Annotated in this window: 11 protein-coding genes; 2 read left to right on the forward strand and 9 right to left on the reverse strand. The window is 66.2% G+C overall.

What is annotated here, in order from left to right; genetic code table 11:
- Positions 1-16: 16 nt before the first annotated feature.
- The 6 genes from G5S35_RS20010 to G5S35_RS20035 all read right to left on the reverse strand — a co-directional run bounded on the left by G5S35_RS20010 (position 17) and on the right by G5S35_RS20035 (position 9,986).
- Positions 17-1,342 carry an Nramp family divalent metal transporter gene (locus G5S35_RS20010; RefSeq protein ID WP_074981285.1) on the reverse strand — a complete coding sequence of 442 codons (1,326 nt, stop codon included), beginning with the start codon at positions 1,340-1,342 and terminating at the stop codon, positions 17-19.
- 64 nt (positions 1,343-1,406) lie between these two features.
- Positions 1,407-2,636: an acyl-CoA dehydrogenase family protein gene (locus G5S35_RS20015; protein ID WP_110325941.1), complete on the reverse strand. Its 1,230-nt coding sequence runs from the start codon at positions 2,634-2,636 to the stop codon at positions 1,407-1,409.
- 209 nt (positions 2,637-2,845) lie between these two features.
- Positions 2,846-4,429, reverse strand: a complete 1,584-nt coding sequence (locus G5S35_RS20020; RefSeq protein WP_082991660.1) for an efflux transporter outer membrane subunit — start codon at positions 4,427-4,429, stop codon at positions 2,846-2,848.
- A 15-nt stretch (positions 4,430-4,444) separates the two neighbouring features.
- Positions 4,445-7,630, reverse strand: a complete 3,186-nt coding sequence (locus G5S35_RS20025) for an efflux RND transporter permease subunit (protein WP_065057650.1) — start codon at positions 7,628-7,630, stop codon at positions 4,445-4,447.
- 85 nt (positions 7,631-7,715) lie between these two features.
- Complete coding sequence (locus G5S35_RS20030) at positions 7,716-8,942, reverse strand: efflux RND transporter periplasmic adaptor subunit (RefSeq protein WP_183038902.1); 1,227 nt, start codon at positions 8,940-8,942, stop codon at positions 7,716-7,718.
- 33 nt (positions 8,943-8,975) lie between these two features.
- Entirely contained in the window at positions 8,976-9,986 is a 1,011-nt protein-coding gene (locus G5S35_RS20035; protein ID WP_080180821.1) for an alpha/beta hydrolase, read from the reverse strand.
- Positions 9,987-10,174: 188 nt separating this feature from the next.
- On the opposite strand from G5S35_RS20035, the gene G5S35_RS20040 reads away from it, so the two are divergent.
- Both G5S35_RS20040 and G5S35_RS20045 read left to right on the forward strand, forming a co-directional pair.
- Positions 10,175-11,179 (forward strand): LysR family transcriptional regulator, encoded by a 1,005-nt coding sequence (locus G5S35_RS20040; RefSeq protein WP_065057648.1) that lies wholly within the window; start codon positions 10,175-10,177, stop codon positions 11,177-11,179.
- 258 nt (positions 11,180-11,437) lie between these two features.
- Complete coding sequence (locus G5S35_RS20045) at positions 11,438-11,713, forward strand: DUF4148 domain-containing protein (protein ID WP_074981280.1); 276 nt, start codon at positions 11,438-11,440, stop codon at positions 11,711-11,713.
- A 187-nt stretch (positions 11,714-11,900) separates the two neighbouring features.
- Here the strand turns inward: G5S35_RS20045 and G5S35_RS20050 are convergent, their stop codons facing one another.
- From G5S35_RS20050 to selD, 3 genes are all read right to left on the reverse strand, one after another.
- The gene (locus G5S35_RS20050; RefSeq protein WP_183038903.1) at positions 11,901-16,475 is read right to left on the reverse strand and encodes a YadA-like family protein; all 4,575 of its coding nucleotides are present in this window, start codon (positions 16,473-16,475) and stop codon (positions 11,901-11,903) included.
- 395 nt (positions 16,476-16,870) lie between these two features.
- Complete coding sequence (locus G5S35_RS20055; protein ID WP_065057645.1) at positions 16,871-17,776, reverse strand: cation diffusion facilitator family transporter; 906 nt, start codon at positions 17,774-17,776, stop codon at positions 16,871-16,873.
- Positions 17,773-18,846: a selenide, water dikinase SelD gene (gene selD / locus G5S35_RS20060; RefSeq protein ID WP_065057644.1), complete on the reverse strand. Its 1,074-nt coding sequence runs from the start codon at positions 18,844-18,846 to the stop codon at positions 17,773-17,775. Before selD ends, G5S35_RS20055 begins: the two co-directional genes overlap by 4 nt.
- Positions 18,847-18,900: the final 54 nt, after the last annotated feature.

The following is an 18,900-nucleotide window of genomic DNA, read 5'->3' on the forward strand; positions in this document are numbered from 1 at the left end:
ATTCCCCTCAGTTCCCTTAATTCCCCACGAAGGTCTGCCAGACCAGCCACAGGTTCGCCGCCGTGATGATGGCAAACAGCAGCCACGCGATCATGCGCGTGGGCAGCCGGTTCACGAACACGCCCATCAGTGAACGATCGTTCGTCATGCGGATGAGCGGCCAGAGCGCGAACGGCAACTGCAGGCTCAGCACCACCTGGCTTGCGACCAGCAGCTTGCCCACCGCGCCGTTGCCCAGCAGCCACACGCCCGCGAATGCCGGAATCAGCGCGAGCACGCGCGTGATGAGCCGCCGCTGGTAGCACGGAATCTTCATCCGCAAAAAGCCTTCCATGATCACCTGGCCCGCCACGGTGCCGGTGAAGGTCGAGCTTTGCCCCGACGCCAGCAGCGTGATCGCGAACAGCACGGCCGCCGCGCCGCTGCCGACGATAGGCGCGAGCAGCTTGTAGGCGTCCTCGATTTCGGTGACCTGGTTGTGGCCCGTCGCGTGAAACGCCGCGGCCGCGAGAATCAGAATGGCCGCGTTGATCAGCAGCGCGAGCACCAGCGAGACGATGGTGTCGAGCCGCGACAGACCGATCGCCTGACCGATGCTCGCTTCGTCGCGCTTCACGGCGCGCGTCTGCACGATCGACGAATGCAGGTAAAGGTTATGCGGCATCACGGTCGCGCCCAGAATGCCGATCGCGAGATAGAGCGGCTCCTGGCTGGCGATCGCGTGCCACGACGGCACCGCGCCCGCGAACACCGACGGCCAGTGCGGCTTCACGAGCGCGAGTTCGATCACGTAACCGATGCCGATGGTGGCGATCAGCCCCGCCATGATCGCTTCGAGCGTGCGGAAGTTCTTGCCCTTCAGGCCGAGCACGATGACCGTGTCGAACGCGGTGAGCACCACGCCCCACATCAGCGAGCAGCCGAGCAGCAGATGGAACGCGAGCGCGCCGCCGAGCACTTCGGCGAGATCGCAGGCGATGATCGAGAGTTCGGCGAGCACCCACTGGCCGATCGCGACCGGTTTCGAATAACGCGTGCGCGAGAGTTCGGCGAGATCGCGGCCCGTGACGATGCCGAGCCGCATCGCGAGACATTGCAGCGCCATTGCGGCGATGCTCGACAGCACGACCACGAACAGCAGGTTGTAACCGTAGCGCGAACCGGCCTCGATGTCGGTGGCCCAGTTGCCCGGATCCATGTAACCGATCGAGATCAGCAGGCCTGGGCCCGCGAACTGGAGAAACTTTTTCCAGAACGGCGCAGCCGGCGATACCGCCACGCTGCCCTGCACTTCCGATGGGCAAAACGGCGCCGTCGCCGTTGTGGGTAATTTGAACTCCAACGGTGCGATCCTCGAGGGTGGATTTTTTCGCGGCCCGCAAAACGAGGGGCGCGCGATCGGTCCCTCAAGTGTACAGCGTCGGCTCCGGCAATTCGCGCGTGAGCGCGTGGCGCCCCACATCGCGCACGCGATAGTCGAGCGGATCGTGCAGCGTATGCACGCGCGCGTTGCGCCAGAAGCGATCGAATGCGAGCGCGGCGGCCGTGGCGCGCGCGCCGCAGGCGTCGAACAGTTGCTCGCCCGCATCGAGCGCGGCGCGATGCGCAACGATCTTCGCTTCGGAAACCGCGAGCGAGACTTCGGCGCGCGTGTCCGCGCCGAGCGCGTCGCCTTGCGCCCAGGCGGCGTCGAGCAGCGACGCCGCGCGGTCCGCGAGCAGCGACGCCGAGAGCGCCTGAATGCGCATCTCGCCGAAACGCTGCTGGAGATAGGGATCGTCGGCGGCGCGCTGCACGCCCGAATTCACCCACGGACGGCCGTTCGCGAGCACGTACTCGCGCGCCTCTTCGAGCGCGCCTTCCGCGATGCCGACGAACAGGTTCGTCAGCACGAGTTGCGAGACCAGCGTGCGCAGCGAGGCGCGCGGCGTGTCGGGACGCTTGAGCACTTCATGCGCGCGCACTTCGACCGCGTCGAACGACACCGTGCCGCTGTCGGTCTGACGCTGGCCGATCGGGTCCCAGTCGTCGTGCACGGTGATGCCCGCGCGCGTCGTCGGCACCACCGCGAACACGGGCTGGCCGGTCGCCGGATCGTGCGCGCTCACGGTCATCATCTGCGAACCGTAAGTGCCGGAGCAGAAGCCCTTTTTGCCGTGCAGACGCCAGCCGCCCTCGCCGTCCGCCTGCGCGACGAGCCGCGTGTCGAGCGGATTGACCGCGTTGCCCCACCACCAGCGATGCTCGACCGTGCCGCGCAGCCAGTCCGCGCGTTGCGCGGCGCTGCCCCACAGATCGACGCTCACGATCTGCAGAAACTGGAAGCCGAGCAGATGCGCGAGTGCGCTGTCCGCGCGCGCGAGCGTGCGAATCGTTCTGTAGATTTCAGGCCAGCGCGCGCCGTTTTGCGCGCGGGGTACGTCGTCAAACGCGTCGTCGAACGCGCCGCCAAACTCGCGCGGCACCGCGAGCGCGAGCAGACCGGCATCGGCGATCAACTGCTTTTCGGCGGCGGCGTGACCGCCCGCGAGGTCGCGGCGCGCCGCGCTTTCGCGCAGGGTTGCGGCGAGCGTCGCGAGCCGGGTCGAGAAAGACGTAGCGTGCTCCGCCGTGCGCGGCGGTCGTGGATCGTTCATGCCTGGGTTCCCGAATGAGTGACGCTCGCGAACGAGCTAACCGGCGGACGGCGCGCGTCCGCTCCAGCTTCAATCAAACGATGATAGTGGCAGGCGCCGGCACGGTCTACGAACCGTTTACGCAAATGAAATCGCGGCTGGCGATATGCACGTGCATACGGGCCAGCCGCGAAGCGCCTGCACCGAAGGTGCGGCAATTGGCGCGTCGCTTAACGCGCGGCGAGCGGCGCGGGCGGCGGCGCGGTGCCGTCGGGTTGCGCGGGCGTCTGCGGCTTCGCGTCGCCCCAGCCGCCGCCGAGCGCGCGGATCAGGTTGACGGCCGCGACCGCCTGCGAGCCCTGCAGATGGCTCGCCTGCAATTGCGACACCAGCACCGTGCGCTCGCTGTCGATCACGTTCAGATAGCTGACCTCGCCTTCCTCGTACTGCGTGCGCGAAAGATGCGCCGAGCGCTCGGAGGCGTTCACCGCCTCATCCTGCTGGCGAATCTGGTCGTCGAGCAGACGCAGATCAGAGAGATTGTCCTCGACCTCGCGGAACGCCACGAGCACCTGCTGGCGATACTGCGCGACGTCCTCGTCGTACTTGCCGCGCGCCTGGGCGAGATTGGCCTTGCGGCGGCCGCCGTCGAACAGCGGCACCGTGAGCGCCGTGCCCGCGAGCGGCCCGAGCAGGAACGCGCGGCTCGACCACATGAACAGATCGCCGAGCGAAGCGGATTCGTAGCCGAACGCGCCCGTGATATCGAGCTTCGGAAAGAACGCCGACTTCGCGAGCCCGACGCGCGCGTTCGCGGCGGCCATCGCGCGCTCGGCGGCGGCGATGTCCGGACGGCGTTCGAGCAGCGTCGACGGCAAGCCCGGCGGCACGCTCACGTTCACGCTTTGCAGCGGCGTTTCGGGGAACGTGAAATCGGCGGGCGCCTTGCCGAGCAGAATCGCGAGACTGTGCTCGGACGCCGCGCGCTGACGCGCCACGCCGACCGCATCCGCACGCGCGCTCGCGAGTTCGTTGCGCGCCTGCGCCACGTCGAGCTCGCTGATATCGCCTTCCTTGAAGCGGCGCTCGACGAGCTTGAGCGCGTCGGCGCGCAGCGTCACGGTGCGCCGATACAGATCGACGTCCGAATCGAACTGGCGCAGCTGGAAGTAGTTCTGCGCGACGTCGGCCTGCAACGCGAGTTGCACCGAGAGGAACAGCGCCTCGCTTTGCTGCGCGTCCGCGCGCGCCGCGTTCACGTTCGAGCTGACGCGGCCGAACAGATCGGCTTCGTAGCTCGCCGTGGCCTGCGCGCGCCAGAGCGTTTGCGTCGCCACCGGCGTGTTCTGCGGCAGATACTGCGAAGCGGGCGAAGCGCGCTCGTAAGTCGGACCGAAGCCCGCGTCGAACGACGGGAACCACGAAGCGCGCGCCGCCTGCGTCAGCGCACGCGCCTGCTGCACGCGCGCGGCCGCCGCCTTCAGGTCCTGATTCGCGGCCAGCGCCTGATCTTCGAGCTGGTCGAGCGTCGGGTCGCCGAACACTTTCCACCATTCGCCGCGATGCATGGCGTCGGCGGGCTGGGCCGCCGTCCACGAACCCACGTCGTGCGGATTCGCGGCTTGTGCGGCCTGTGTCTGTTGCGGCGCTTCCTTGTAGGCGTTCGGCACGCCCGAATCGGGCACCTTGTAGGTCGGCTCGACCGAGCACGCCGCGAGCCAGGCGAACAGCGCCACGCCCAGCGCGAGCCGCGTGCGGCGCCAGAACGCGCCCGCGTGCGCCGCATGTTCCTGCGAGAACGAATAGTTAGTCATCTTGATCATCCTTCTTTACGCGTCCACCGTATGCTTCGGCGCGTGCACATTGTCCTTCTGCGCGACGTGAATCTTGCCGCCCGCGAGCGTGCGCAGCACCACGTAGAACACCGGCGTGAGCAGCAGACCGAATGCGGTCACGCCCAGCATGCCGAAGAACACCGCGATCCCCATCGCGTGGCGCATTTCCGAACCCGCGCCGCTGGAGAGCACGAGCGGCACCACACCCATGATGAACGCGATCGACGTCATCAGAATCGGGCGCAGACGCAGACGGCTCGCTTCGATCGCCGCCGACAGCGGCGTGTGTCCGTCATGCTCCAGTTCGCGGGCGAATTCCACGATCAGAATCGCGTTCTTCGACGCCAGCCCCACCAGCACCATCAAGCCGATCTGCGTGAAGATGTTGTTGTCGCCCTGCGTGAGCCACACGCCGGTCAGCGCGCAGAGCACGCTCATCGGCACGATCAGGATCACCGCGAGCGGCAGCGTCAAACTCTCGTAGAGCGCGGCCAGCACGAGGAACACGAGCAGCACGCTGATCGGGAACACCCAGATGCCCGCGTTGCCGGCCAGCACCTGCTGATACGTGAGGTCGGTCCATTCGAACTTCACGCCGCGCGGCAGCACTTCGGCCGCGATGCGCTCGGCTGCCGCCTGCGCCTGCCCCGACGAGTAACCGGGCGCCGGTCCGCCGTTGATGTCGGCGGCGGTATAGCCGTTGTAACGCACCACCATTTCCGGACCATACGTCGGCGACACCGTGACGAGCGACGAGAGCGGCACCATGTCGCCCGCGGCGTTGCGCGTCTTCAGTTGCAGGATGTCGTCGGCCTTCTGGCGGAACGGCGCATCGGCTTGCACACGCACCTGATACACGCGTCCGAAGCGGTTGAAGTCGTTCACATACAGCGAGCCCAGATAGATCTGCATCGTGTCGAACACGTCCGTCACCGGCACGCCGAGCTGCTTCGCCTTCGTGCGGTCCAGATCGACGTTCAGTTGCGGCACGTTGATCTGATAGTTCGTGAAGGTCGGGCCGAGTTCGGGCGTCTGCGCCGCGCGCTTCACGAAGTCCTGCGTCGCGCGATTGAGCGCTTCGTAACCGAGCGCGCCGTGATCTTCCAGTTGCATCTTGAAGCCGCCGAGCGTACCGAGACCGAGCACCGGCGGCGGCGGGAACACGGCGATAAACGAGTCCTTGATGCTCGCGTACTGCTGGTTCAGCGCACCCGCGATCGCACCCGCGGCCAGCGCCTTGCCCTTGCGCTCCTTGAACGGCTTGAGCGTGACGAACACGATGCCCGCGCTCGAACTGTTCGTGAAGCCGTTCACCGAGAGACCCGGGAACGCCACCGCGCTTTCCACGCCAGGCTGCTTGAGCGCGATCGCGCTCATCTCGCGGATCACACTTTCCGTGCGGTCGAGCGATGCGCCGTTCGGCAGTTGCGCGAACGCGATCAGATACTCCTTGTCCTGCGCGGGCACGAAGCCGCCCGGCACGACGCGGCTCATCAGCACGGTCGCGCCGAGCAGCACCACATAGACCACGAGCATCGCGCCCTTGCGGCGCAGCACGCCGTTCACGCCGCGGCCATAGCTTTCCGAACCGCGATGGAACACCTTGTTGAAGCGCGTGAAGAAGCCGCCGAGCACACGGTTCATGCCGCGCGTGAGCCAGTCTTCCTTCGCATCGTGGCCGCGCAGCAGCAGCGCCGACAATGCAGGCGACAGCGTGAGCGAGTTGAACGCCGAGATCACCGTCGAAATGGCGATGGTCATCGCGAACTGCTTGTAGAACTGGCCCGTGAGACCGCTCATGAACGCGAGCGGCACAAACACCGCGACCAGCGTGAGCGCGATGGCGATAATCGGCCCGCTCACTTCCTGCATCGCCTTATAGGTGGCGTCGCGCGCGGATAATCCACTTGCGATGTTGCGCTCGACGTTCTCCACCACCACGATCGCATCGTCCACCACGATGCCGATCGCGAGCACCATCCCGAACAGCGACAGCGCGTTGATCGAGAAACCGAACGCCAGCAGGAGCGAGAACGTCCCCACGATCGACACCGGCACGGCGATCAGCGGAATGATCGACGCGCGCCACGTTTGCAGGAACACGATCACCACGATCACGACCAGCGCGATCGCTTCGAGCAGCGTGTGAATCACGGCTTCGATACTCGAACGCACGAACTGCGTCGGGTCATAGACGATCTTGTAGTCCACGCCCGCGGGCATGTCCTGCTTGAGATCCTTCATCGCCGCGCGCACCTGTTCGGAAATCGCGAGCGAATTCGCACCCGGCGCCTGGTTAATCGCGAGCGCGACGGCGGGCTTGTTGTCGAGCAGCGAACGCAGGCCGTATTCCGACGCCGCGAGTTCGATACGCGCGATGTCGCGCAGATACGTCACGCCGCCGTCGGGATTGGTCTTGACGATGATGTCGCCGAATTCGCTTTCCGTGCGCAGACGGCCGCGCGCGTTCACGTTCAGCTGCAACGGCGTGCCGGGCACGCTCGGCGACGCGCCGATCACGCCGGCCGCCACCTGCACGTTCTGCTCGCGAATCGCGTTGACCACGTCCTGCGCGGTGAGATTGCGCTGCGCCACTTTCTGCGGATCGAGCCAGACGCGCATGGCGTAATCGCCCGCGCCCCATAGCTGCACTTCGCCCACGCCCTGAATGTTCGAGAGGCGATCCTTGACGTTGAGCAGCGCGTAGTTGCGCAGGTACGTCATGTCGTACTGATTGTTCGGCGAGATCAGGTGCACCACCATCGTGAGCGTCGGCGAGCTCTTGATGGTCGTGATGCCCAGACGCTGCACGTCTTCGGGCAGACGCGGCAGCGCCTGATTCACGCGGTTCTGCACGAGCTGCGTGGCCTTGTCCGGATCGGTGCCGAGACGGAACGTGACCGTGAGCGTGAGATTGCCGTCGCTATTCGCTTGCGACTGCATGTACAGCATGTTCTCGACGCCGTTGATCTGCTCTTCGAGCGGTGCGGCCACGGCTTCGGCGATCACTTTCGGATTCGCGCCCGGATACTGCGCGTGCACGACGACCGAAGGCGGCACGACCTCGGGATATTCGGAGATCGGCAACTGGAACAGTGCGATCACCCCGGCCAGCAGGATCAGCACGGACAGTACGCCCGCGAAGATCGGCCGGTCGATGAAGAATTTCGATATGTTCATGGGTCGCTCTTAATTCATTCGTATCACTAACTAACTGCGAGGCTGACACACACGGCGACGCGCGCCGTGTGCGAGACGCTGCGCGTCAGGAAGTCTTCGCGTCCTTGCTGTCTTTCGCAGCCGGTTGCGTGGCGACGGCAGCCGCGTCGGCGTCGGGGTCGCCGTTCATCGGCACCATATGCGAGCGCACCGCCTCGCCCGGACGCACGCGCTGCGTGCCGTTCACCACCACATGCTCGCCCGCCTTCAGGCCATCGACGATCACGCGCAGATTGCCCTGCTGACCGGCGATCTGCACCGTGCGATAGGCGACCTTGCCCGCGCCGTCGACCACGTAGACGTACTTCTTGTCCTGGTCGGTGCCGATGGCGGCTTCGTCCACGAGCAGCGCCGGATGCGGCGCGGAGCCGCTCACCTTGATGCGCGCGTAGAGACCCGGCACCAGCGCGCCGTCGGCGTTGTCGAAACGCGCACGCACGCGAATCGTGCCCGACGAGGTATCGAGCCGGTTATCGACGGACTCGATCGTGCCCGAGCGCGAGTAGCCGGTTTCGTTCGCGAGACCCAGTTCGACCGGCACCTTCGAGCCATCCTTCATGCGGCTGATGTAGTCGAGATAGGTCTGTTCGTCGGCGTCGAATTCGGCGTAGATCGGCGACACGGACACCAGCGTCGTGAGCGGCGCGGCGCTTGCGCCCGCGCTCACCACGTTGCCGACCGTGATCTCCGCGCGCGACACGCGGCCCGCGACCGGCGCGACGATGCGCGTGTAGCCGAGATTGATCTGCGCGGCTTCGAGCCCGGCCTGCGCGGCCTTCAGGTTCGCGCTGGCTTCGCGCGCGGCGTTCTGCTTCTCGTCGTAATCGCGTTTGGCGATGGCGTTGTCGCCGATCAGGCGTTGCGCGCGCTCCCAGTCGCTCTGCGCGTAACCGGTGCGCGCCTGCGCGGCGGCGAGTTGCGCGGCGGCCTGATCGACGGCGGCCTGATACGGACGCGGATCGATCACGAACAGCGTGTCGCCCTTCTTCACGAGCGCGCCGTCACGGAAGTTCACCGAAACGATCGTGCCGGATACCTGCGGACGGATATCGACTTTTTCGACCGCGGCCAGGCGGCCGGAGTAAGACTGCCAGTCGGTGATCGTGCGCTGCGCGACGGCGGCGACATCGACTTCCGGCGCGGGCGGCGCTTCGGCCGCCACGGCCGGATGCGCGTCGAAGCGCATCGCGCCGAGCGTGCCGAGCCCCGCGACGACGAGCACGGCCACGACCGCTAGCGCGATGCGTGATGGGGATTGCGAAAAGAGTGACATTTGGCGGGCTCCAGATGGGTGTGTGGTTGTTGTTTATGGATTGCGCGGCGAACGCGGCGAGTCACGGCTTGCATCGCGGCTTGCATCGCGATTCGCGTCGGCCTCGAAGCAGCATTTGAAAAAGCGCACGGCTTCCGCGAGCGCTTCCTCGTGCGCGCCGATCTGCGCGTGCGAAACGCTCGGATAACGCACCACATGTGTGCGCACGCCGGAGTCGATCAGGCGGCTCGCGTACTTTTCCGCCTCGATATGCAGCACGTCGTTCTGCGCGGTGACGATCAGCGTGGGCGGCAAACCGCCGAGCCGCGACGATTCGAGCGGCGCCGCGTACGGATGCATGCGCTGCGTGGCGTCGGGCAGATAAGCGCGATAGCACTGCGCGCATTCGCTCGCGGTGATGTCGGAACCGAGGCGGCGCTCGTCGCCCAGACGCGTGAGGCTCGGGTCGAGCATCGGCGCGAACAAGGCCTGCGCCGCGAGCTTCACGTCGCCGCGATCGCGGCCGATAAACGCGAGCACGTTGGCGATCTGGCCGCCCGCGTCGTGACCGGCGGCGATCACGCGCTTCGTGCTGCCGCCGAATGCGCGGGCGCGCGTGAGCACCCACAGCGCCGCGCGATGGGCGTCTTCGGGCGCGGCCGGAAACGGGAATTCGGGCGCGAGCGAATAATCGACCGACACCACCAGCGCGGGTAAGCGTTCTGCGAAAAAGCGGCTTTGCACGTCGGCGTCGTCGAGCGTGCCGCGCACGAATCCGCCGCCGTGGAAATACAGCAGAACGGGCAGATTGTTCGCGCCCTGCGGACGATACAGACGCAGCACGATGTCCTTCACGTGGCCTTCGATCGTCACTTCGCTGACGTCGATCGCGGTCGTCCGGCCGCGCGCCTTGCCCGCAACGGGCGAGGCAGGCGCGACGCGCGCCGGCTGGGCGGGCTCGTTGGCCGCGTCGGGCGCATAAGGTGCATCGGCCGACGCGTTAGCAGCGTTAGCAACTTGAGCGGCGGCTGAAATCCACGGCGTCGAACGTTTAAAGGCATCCATGTCGAAACGGCGCAATGCGCGAGAGTAGATTCGAATGGAGCGAATTGTGGGTTCGGCAGACTTCTAAATAAATGCCTATAATCCGGCAACACAATTCGGCGCACCTGAACAATCTGTCTCCTCTTTACGCGCGAGTGTTTATTTCGAACACCGCGCGGCGTGCGTCCGATGACTTTCGGAGAATGGCAATGGACCGCCTTCAGGCCATGCAGGTGTTCACCCGCGTCGTCGACACGAACAGCTTTACGCGCGCAGCCGAAACGCTCGACATGCCGCGCGCCTCGGTCACGACGATCATTCAGAATCTCGAAGCGTTTCTCGGCGTGCGTCTCATGCATCGCACCACGCGCCGCCTTTCGCTCACGCCGGACGGCGCCGCGTATTACGAGCGCTGCGTGCGCATCCTCGCCGATGTCGAGGAAACCGAACAGACGTTCCAGGATCGCAATCGCAAGCCGCACGGCAAATTGCGCATCGACATGCCCGGCTCCATCGGGCGGCTGATCGTGATTCCGTCGCTGTGCGAATTCCACACGCGTTATCCGGACATCGATCTGCAGCTCGGCCTGAGCGATCGTCCCGTCGATCTGCTACAGGAAGGCGTCGATTGCGTGGTGCGCGTGGGCGCGTTGCAGGATTCGTCGCTGGTCGCGCGGCGCATCGGGCTGTTCGAAGGCGTGTCGTGCGCGGCGCCCTCGTACCTCGAAAGCCACGGCATGCCGCGAACGCTCGACGATCTGCAGGAGCATCGCGCCGTGAATTATTTTTCGAGCCGCACGGGGCGCGTGATCGACTGGGCCTTCCTCGTCGACAACAAGGAAGTCGAGGTCAAGCTCAAGAGCATGGTGTCGGTGAACGACGCCGATGCGTACGTGACCTGCGGCGTGGAAGGTTTCGGGCTGATTCAGGCGCCGCGCTACATGGTGCTGCCGCTGCTGAAATCGGGCCAGCTCGTGGAAGTGCTGCCCGATTTCAAACCGCTGCCGATGCCGATTTCGGCGGTGTATCCGCATAGCCGCCATCTGTCGCCGAAGGTGCGCGTGTTCGTCGACTGGATCGCCGAAGTGTTCGACCGCTGCCCGCTGCTGAGCGGCCGCGGCTCGCTCGACAAGGCCTGCACGCTGCGCACGCTCGAAGAGCGCGAGTCGGCGCCGAGCCTCGAAACGCCGGTCATTTCGGAGTGGGCTGCGTAATTTTTCGCGGATTCTCAGGCGCGATATTGCGCGATACCGTGCATATTCGCGCCCAGACGGGCGGGCTTCGAAAGCCCGCCCGTCTTGCTTTTGAGCGTTTGCATTGCCTACGCGTGCGACCGATTGTTCCGGAATCTCGACAATTCCTTTCGTTTTCAGACTGTTTATCGCCGACGCGCGGACACCTACATTTGCACCTGTCGCCGCACCGGTTGTTGTTTTCATCGATTTGCGGCGCCCTTAAAACAGGAGCAGATCATGAAACGCACTCTCGCAACCGCCCTCGGCGCAACGCTCGTTGTTTCGCTTGCCGCCAGCGCATCGGTGTTCGCGCAATCGGTGAACAACGGTCCCAAGACGCGTGAAGAAGTGAAGGCCGAAATCGTCGCCGCGTATCGCGACGGCACGTTGCCCGCGCTGAACAAGACGAGCTATCCGAATCAGAGTCTCGTGGGCCGCACGCAGGCAGAACGTCTCGCGATTCAGGAAGGCCGCGCGAACGACGCGCAACGCGTGGCGCGCGTGAGCGAATAACACGCGACGCGTCGACCTGCATCGCGAACTTCATCATTAATCAGGATGACTGATCATGAATACGACTACGCCTTCCGAGCTGGACACCTGGAACAACACCGCACCGGTGTGGACGCCGTTCCGTCATTGAAAGCGCAATAAAAAAAGCCCGATGGTTTGTCGACCATCGGGCTTTACCGTACGAGACTTACCACTGATACCCGGCGCCGAGTGTCACGCCCGTGTTGCCCTGGCTGCTCGAGCTCGCCGACGCCTTTGCGACCCAGCGGTTGTTGCGCGTCACGTAGGACACGCCGAGCGCCATGCCGGTCTGTCCGCCGATGCGCGAACCGGCGGCGGCCACCATCGTCCTGCCCGGCTCGGTCGGTTGCGGCAGACCGGCGACCGCCATCGCCGCCGCGGCCGCGCCGAATGCGTCCCGACGCACGTCGCTGATCTGGTTCTGCACGCCCGCGATGCGCTGATCGACGTAACCCTGGCCCTGCGCGGCCATCGCGTTGAGCTGGTTCATGTTGGCCGCGTCGGTGCCGGCCGTGCCGGGCGCGACGTTGGTGATCTGACGCTCGTTGCCCGCCGAGCCGACCGACACCGCGTTGTCGCGATCGGCCACCGAATCCGCGCCGAGCGCCACCGAATTCGCGCCAGTCGCCTGCGTGTTCGCGCCGAGCGCCACGGCGTTCGCGCCGCTCGCGACGGCGTTCGCACCGGCGGCCGTTGCGTGTGTGCCGCTGGCAATCGCGCCTTCCGTGTCGCGATTGCCCTGCGCCGCGACGAACGGATTGACCGCCGCATCCGCCGCCTGCTGGACCGATGCGATCGCGTCGTTCATCTGGCCGAGATTGACCGCGTCGGTGTCCGCCGTGCCGGCCGCGACGTTGTGCAGACTCACCGGTGTGCTGCCGTCGCCAAGCGTGACCGAGTCGTGCGCCGATGAGTCGTAGGCCACCGCATTCGCCACATCGCCCTTGATATCGCTGATGTCCTGCGCGTTCTGCGAAACGCGGCCGTCGAGATCGGTCAGCGCGCCGCCCACGTTGTTGTACGTGTTGCCGCCGATGGCGTAGTTCGGGCCGCTCATGGTGCCGTTCGCGTTCATCGTCGCACCGCCGCCCAGCGCGTTCGCCGTGGCGTTGCCGATGGCGAAGAGTTGCGAGCCGTTCACTGCGTCGACGCTGCTCGCATCGACATTGCCTGCCGCCACGCCCGTCAGCAGACGCACACCGTTCGTGCCGGCGAAATCGACCGAAATGCCGGGCACGTCCTTGCCGACCGTGATGGCGTGCGTGGTGGCATCCTGCTGCACGAGGCCGATGGTGCCGCTGCTCACCGCATCGGAGAGATCCGTCACGCGGCCGTCGAGATTCGTGAGCGCGCCGCCCACGTTGTGGAAGGTCGTGTTGCCGATTCGATACGTCGGCGTCGTGATCGAGCCGTCGGCAGACACGCTTGCGCCGCCGCCGAGTGCATTGACGAGCGCGCTCGATACGCCAAAGAGTTGCGAGCCGTTGATGGCGTCGAAACTCGATGCGTCGACTGCGCCATTCGCGACGTTATGGAGCGCGATCGGCGCGGTCGCACTCGTGCCGCCGAGCGTGACCGAATCGTGCGACGACGAGTCGTACATCACCGCGTCAGCGGTTTGGCCTTGCAGCGTGCTGAGCGCGTCCGTGTTCGCGGTCGTGCGGCCGTCGATATTCGTGAAGGCTTCGCCTGCGTTGTGGAACGTCGCGCCGCCGACGCTGTAGGTCGGCGTCGTGATCGAACCGTCGCTGTTCACCGTCGAGCCGCCGCCCAGACCGCTTGCCGTGCTGCTCGCGAGCTTGAAAAGCTGCGAGCCGTTCACCGCATCGTTACTCGCATCGCTCACTGCGCCTGCCGCCACGTTGTGCAGTGCGACCGGCGTGCTCGAATCTGCGCCGCCGAGCGTCACCGAATCGTGCGCCGTCGAGTCGTACATCACCGCGTCAGCGGTTTGGCCTTGCAGCGTGCTGAGCGCGTCCGTGTTCGCGGTCGTGCGGCCGTCGATATTCGTGAAGGCTTCGCCTGCGTTGTGGAACGTCGCGCCGCCGACGCTGTAGGTCGGCGTCGTGATCGAACCGTCGCTGTTCACCGTCGAGCCGCCGCCCAGACCGCTTGCCGTGCTGCTCGCGAGCTTGAAAAGCTGCGAGCCGTTCACCGCATCGTTGCTCGAATTGCTCACCGTGCCTGCCGCGACGTTGTGCAGTGCGACCGGAGTGCTCGAATCTGCGCCGCCGAGCGTCACCGAATCATGCGCCGTCGAGTCGTACATTACTGCATCAGCGGTGAGCGCTTGCAGCGTGCTGATTGCGCCGGTGTTCGTAGTGACCTGCGTGTTCGTCGCGTAGAGCTGCGAGCCGTTCACGGCGTCCGTGCTCGCTGCCGTCACACGACCGGCCGCGACGTTCGTCACCTGGCGCTCGGCACCCGCCGCGCCCACGCTCACCACGCCGGTCGGCGTTGCACCGGCATACGTGAACGTCTGACCACCGATCACGCCATTCGCCGTGCCGACAGCAGCCGCCGTGGTCGCGCCGTTACCCAGCGCCAGCGAGTTGGAAACCGACGCATTCGCACCGTTACCGATCGCGATCGCGTTCGCCGCGCTCGCCGTCGATGCTTCGCCCAATGCCGTCGAGCCGCTTCCGCCTGCGTAAGCGGCCGCGCCAATCGCCGTGGCATTCGAAGCCGCCGCGGTCGACGATCCGCCGAACGCCACGGCGCCCGTTGCCTTCGCGTACGTATTCGAGCCTACGGCGACGTTGTTGCCGTCGTCGCCTGCCGTACCGACATTCGCATTGTTGCCGAGCGCGACCGAGTTATAACCTTCAGCAAAAGCAGACTGCCCGATTGCGATATCGGATGAGTTCACATAGAGCGAGCCGGTATTCGTTTGCGCGCCATAGCCGATCGCAATCGAACGATAGCCTTGCGCCGATGCGCTCGCACCCAGTGCGATGTTGCCGCTTTGCTGGGTGATGGCCGGGCGGCTTGCCGCAGCGCCGTCACCAATCGCGATATCGTCGGCATACGAAGCGACGGCCGCCGGACCAATCGCCGTCGAGTTCGTGCCGTTCGCAACCGAATCGGCCAGCGCCGAGCCGGTGTGGAAATACTTGATGCCATCACCGCTCACGATCTTGTTCACCGTGTTCGAAATGGCCGTCACATTGCTGTTCGTGGAGTAAAGCTGCGAACCGTTCACCGCATCCGTGCTCGTGCCGGTCAGCGTGGCCGCCGCGACGTTGGTCAATTTCACGTTCGAGCCCACGCCGCCCAGCGTCACCAGGTCACGCGCCGTCGAGTCGTACATCACGGCGTTGTCGGTCAAGTCCTGCAACGCGGTAATGGCGCTTGCGTTCGCCGTCACCTGCGTATTCGTCGTGTTGAGTTGCGAGCCGTTGATCGCGTCGGTGCTCGTACCGCTCACCGCGCCGGCCGCCACGTGGACGATCTGCCGCGCCGCGGTCGCGGTGCCGACCGAGACCGCATTGGACCGGTCGGCGATCGAATTGGCGCCCAGCGCGACGGCATTGTCCGCCGTGACTGACGCGCCCTGGCCGAGCGCGGTGCCGCCGCCCAACACCGTCGAGCGCGCGCCCGCGCCGACGAGCGTCGCGCCCGAGTACAGCGAATACGTATTCGCGCCGAGCGCGGTGCTATTGCTGCCGAAGATGCTGGCGCCGTCACCGATCACGATCGATCCATCGCCCGTGATGGCCGGCGTGCCGCCGTCGTTTCTGAGCTTCGCGTTGCGGCCGATCACGATGATGCCCGCGCCCTTGTTCGCAATGCCTGCGTTCGCGCCGATCGCCATATTGCCGTCCGCCGTCGACGCGGCGCCGGTGTTGGCGTTGTAGCCCAGCGCGATGCTGTTCGCGCCTTGCGCGGCGGCGGCCTGACCAATCGCAATCGCGCCGCTCACGGTGCCTTTCGCACTCAGGCCCATCGCGATCGCATTGTCCGCCGACGCGCTCGCGGATGAGCCCAGCGCGAACGCATTCTTGCCGCTTGCCATGGCAAGATTGCCGATCGCCGTGGACGCGTCGCCGGACGCCGCCGAACCGGCGCCGATCGCGGCCGCATTCGCGCCGACGCCGCTCGCCTTCACGCCCAGCGCGACCGATCCCGCGCCGCTCACCGCGGCGCCCGAGCCGATTGCCACGGCGTTGTCGGCGGCGGCCGTCACGGTGCTGCCGAGCGCGACCGAGTTGTTGCCCATCGCCCGCGTCGCCGCGCCCACCGCCACCGCGCGCTCGCCCGTGGCCTTGGCGGCGGCGTCTTGATGGGCGTCCACCTTGTCGCCGCCCAGCGCGACCGATTGCACGCCGCTCGCCGTCGCGCCGCCGCCGAGCGCTGTCGCGCCGTTCGCGATCGCGTAGGTGTGATCGCCCAGCGCGAGCGCCGAGGCGCCGTTCGCCACCGACGACGTGCCGATGGCGATCGAATCGGTATCCGACGCACTGGCATTGCAGCCCATCGCCAGATAGTTGAGGCCGGAGCCGCCGATCGTCGTACCCGTGCAGATGTCCGCCGCTATGACGGTCGCGCCGTCCGTGTCCAGCACCGTGCCCGCGCGAACGCCGCCGCCCCACGCCGCCGCCACGGCAAGCGCGCCGCATGCGAGCCGGCTACGCGAACGCGCACCGCTTCCACCCTTCGCCCCGCGTGCGCGCGCGTTTTCCTGCACGGCGATCCAGCGTCCCGATGCGGCGTTCCAGATCGTGCGATAAATCTTGTTCATTCGTCATCCTGATCATTGCAAGCACTTTCGCGAAGCAAAAGATCACGAACAGGATGGCGTCTCCGGTGCGCTTCGCGATTCAGCGTTGCAGGGCGTCCGGATCGAACGCCCATGTCGCGCATCGCGCCGCTGCGACAGTGCGGCGGCACATCGCGCGTCCTGCCGTGAACAGGCGCGCGACATGCGACAAAATTTTGCAATTCATGCAAGTCAACCGAAAGGAAATCCTATAGCGACGTAGGACAACGCAAAATAGGACGATTCTTAAATCGACGACGCACGCGACAGCGCGCCTCATCCGCGCATCGACAAGAAAAACGGGCCGCGCTCCAGGAGCGGCGGCCCGTTCGGGGATTGCCGGATCGTCAGCTTGTCGGCTGACGACCGATCACGATTTAACGATTCACGAAGTCCGGCTCGAAGAACACCCAGCGCACCTGCGGGAAACGCGCCTGCAAATCCGCTTCGATCTCGTTGATCGCTTCGACCATCGTGCGGCTGTGTTCGTAGTCGATCATCTCGGCCTGCACGGCCACGACGATCTCCTTGCCCCATTGCAGGGTGATGACGTTCATGATGTGGCGAATCTCGGGCCGCGCGCGCAGAAACGTTTCGATGTCGCGCCGCATTTCCGGACTCGCCGACTCGCCCACGATCATCGACTTCACTTCGCGCGCGACGAGCCACGCGATCGTCATCAGCAGAAAGCCGATGCAGATCGAGCCGCACGCGTCCCACACGGGATTGCCGGTGATCACCGTCAGCAGCACCGCGACGAACGCAATCGCGAGACCCGCGAGCGCGGCGACGTCCTCGCCCGCCACGACCAGCAGGTCCGAATCGCGCGTTTCGCGGAACCATCGCCACAGCGGCTTGCCCGGATTGCCCGCGCGAATCTCGCGCATCGCGCCATACAGCGAGAGCGCCTCCAGCACGACCGACACGCCGAGCACCGCGAGCGCCACATACACGTATTGCAGCGGCTCGCGCGTGAACAGCCGGTGCACGCCCTCATACACGGAAAACGCGCCGCCCACGAAGAACAGCAGCAGCGCGACCAGCAGCGAATAGAAGTTGATCGCGCGGCCCGAGCCCATCGGATGCAGCGGCGAAGGTGGTTCGCGCGACTGGCGCAGGCCGAACAGCAGCAACAGCTGATTGCCGCAGTCGGCGGTCGAGTGAATCGCTTCGGCGAACATCGAGCCGGAGCCCGTGAACGCCGCCGCCGCGTACTTGCAGACGGCGATGCCCGCGTTCGCGGCGAGCGCGTAGAAAATGGCTTTCGGCGACTCCGCGCTCATACGACCTCGACGCGAGCAGGGCCTTCGTCCAGTTCGCCGATCACGCGGGCATCCGCGAAACCGTCCTGGTGGAACAGCGCGAGCACGTCGTCCACGCGCTCGGGCGCGCAGGCGACCAGCAGACCGCCCGAGGTTTGCGGATCGGTGAGCAGCGTGCGCGCGCTTTCCGGCAGGCTCGGCGCGAGCGTCACGCCCTCGCCGTACGACGCCCAGTTGCGGCCCGACGCGCCCGTGAAGACGCCCTGATCGACAAACGCCTCGACGCCCGGCAGCCACGGCAGATCGGCGTAACGCACGCGCGCCGTGAGACTCGCGCCGCGCGCGATTTCGAGCGTGTGGCCGAGCAAGCCGAAGCCGGTCACGTCGGTCATCGCGTGGACGTCGTCGAGTTCGGCGAGCGCCGCGCCCGGCCGGTTGAGCATCGTGGCGGCGGCGACCATCGCCTGATAACCGGCCGCGTCGAGCAGGTCCTTCTTGAGCGCCGCCGAGAGCACGCCCACGCCGAGCGGCTTGCCGAGCACGAGCACGTCGCCCGCGCGCGCCGAGGCGTTGCGCTTCACGCGCGACGGATGCACGACGCCGAGCGCCGCGAGCCCGTAAATCGGCTCGACGGAATCGATCGAATGCCCGCCCGCGACGGGAATGCCCGCCGCCGCGCAGACGTCCTCGCCGCCGCGCAGCACCTGCGCGATGACGTCGTGCGGCAACACGTTGATCGGCATGCCGACCAGCGCGAGCGCGAGGATCGGCTTGCCGCCCATCGCGTAGACGTCGGACAGCGCATTGGTCGCGGCGATGCGGCCGAAGTCGTACGGATCGTCGACGATCGGCATGAAGAAGTCGGTGGTCGCGACGATGGCCTGCTCGTCGTTGAGCTTGTAGACGGCGGCGTCGTCGGCCGTCTCGGTGCCGACGAGCAGATTGGGAAACGCAGCCGTGAGCGGCGTGCTGCGCGCGAGCAGCGCGGAGAGCACGCCCGGCGCGATCTTGCAGCCGCAGCCGCCGCCGTGCGAAAGGCTCGTGAGACGCGGCGCGGCGCTGCCCGATGAAGTGCGGACGGTGTCGTTCATGGCGGGGAGTCTTCCTGAATATGCTGACGAAACGTCCCTATTATGGGGCAATCG

The sequence above is a fragment of the Paraburkholderia tropica genome, assembly GCF_014171495.1.
In the GTDB taxonomy this organism is placed as follows: domain Bacteria; phylum Pseudomonadota; class Gammaproteobacteria; order Burkholderiales; family Burkholderiaceae; genus Paraburkholderia; species Paraburkholderia tropica.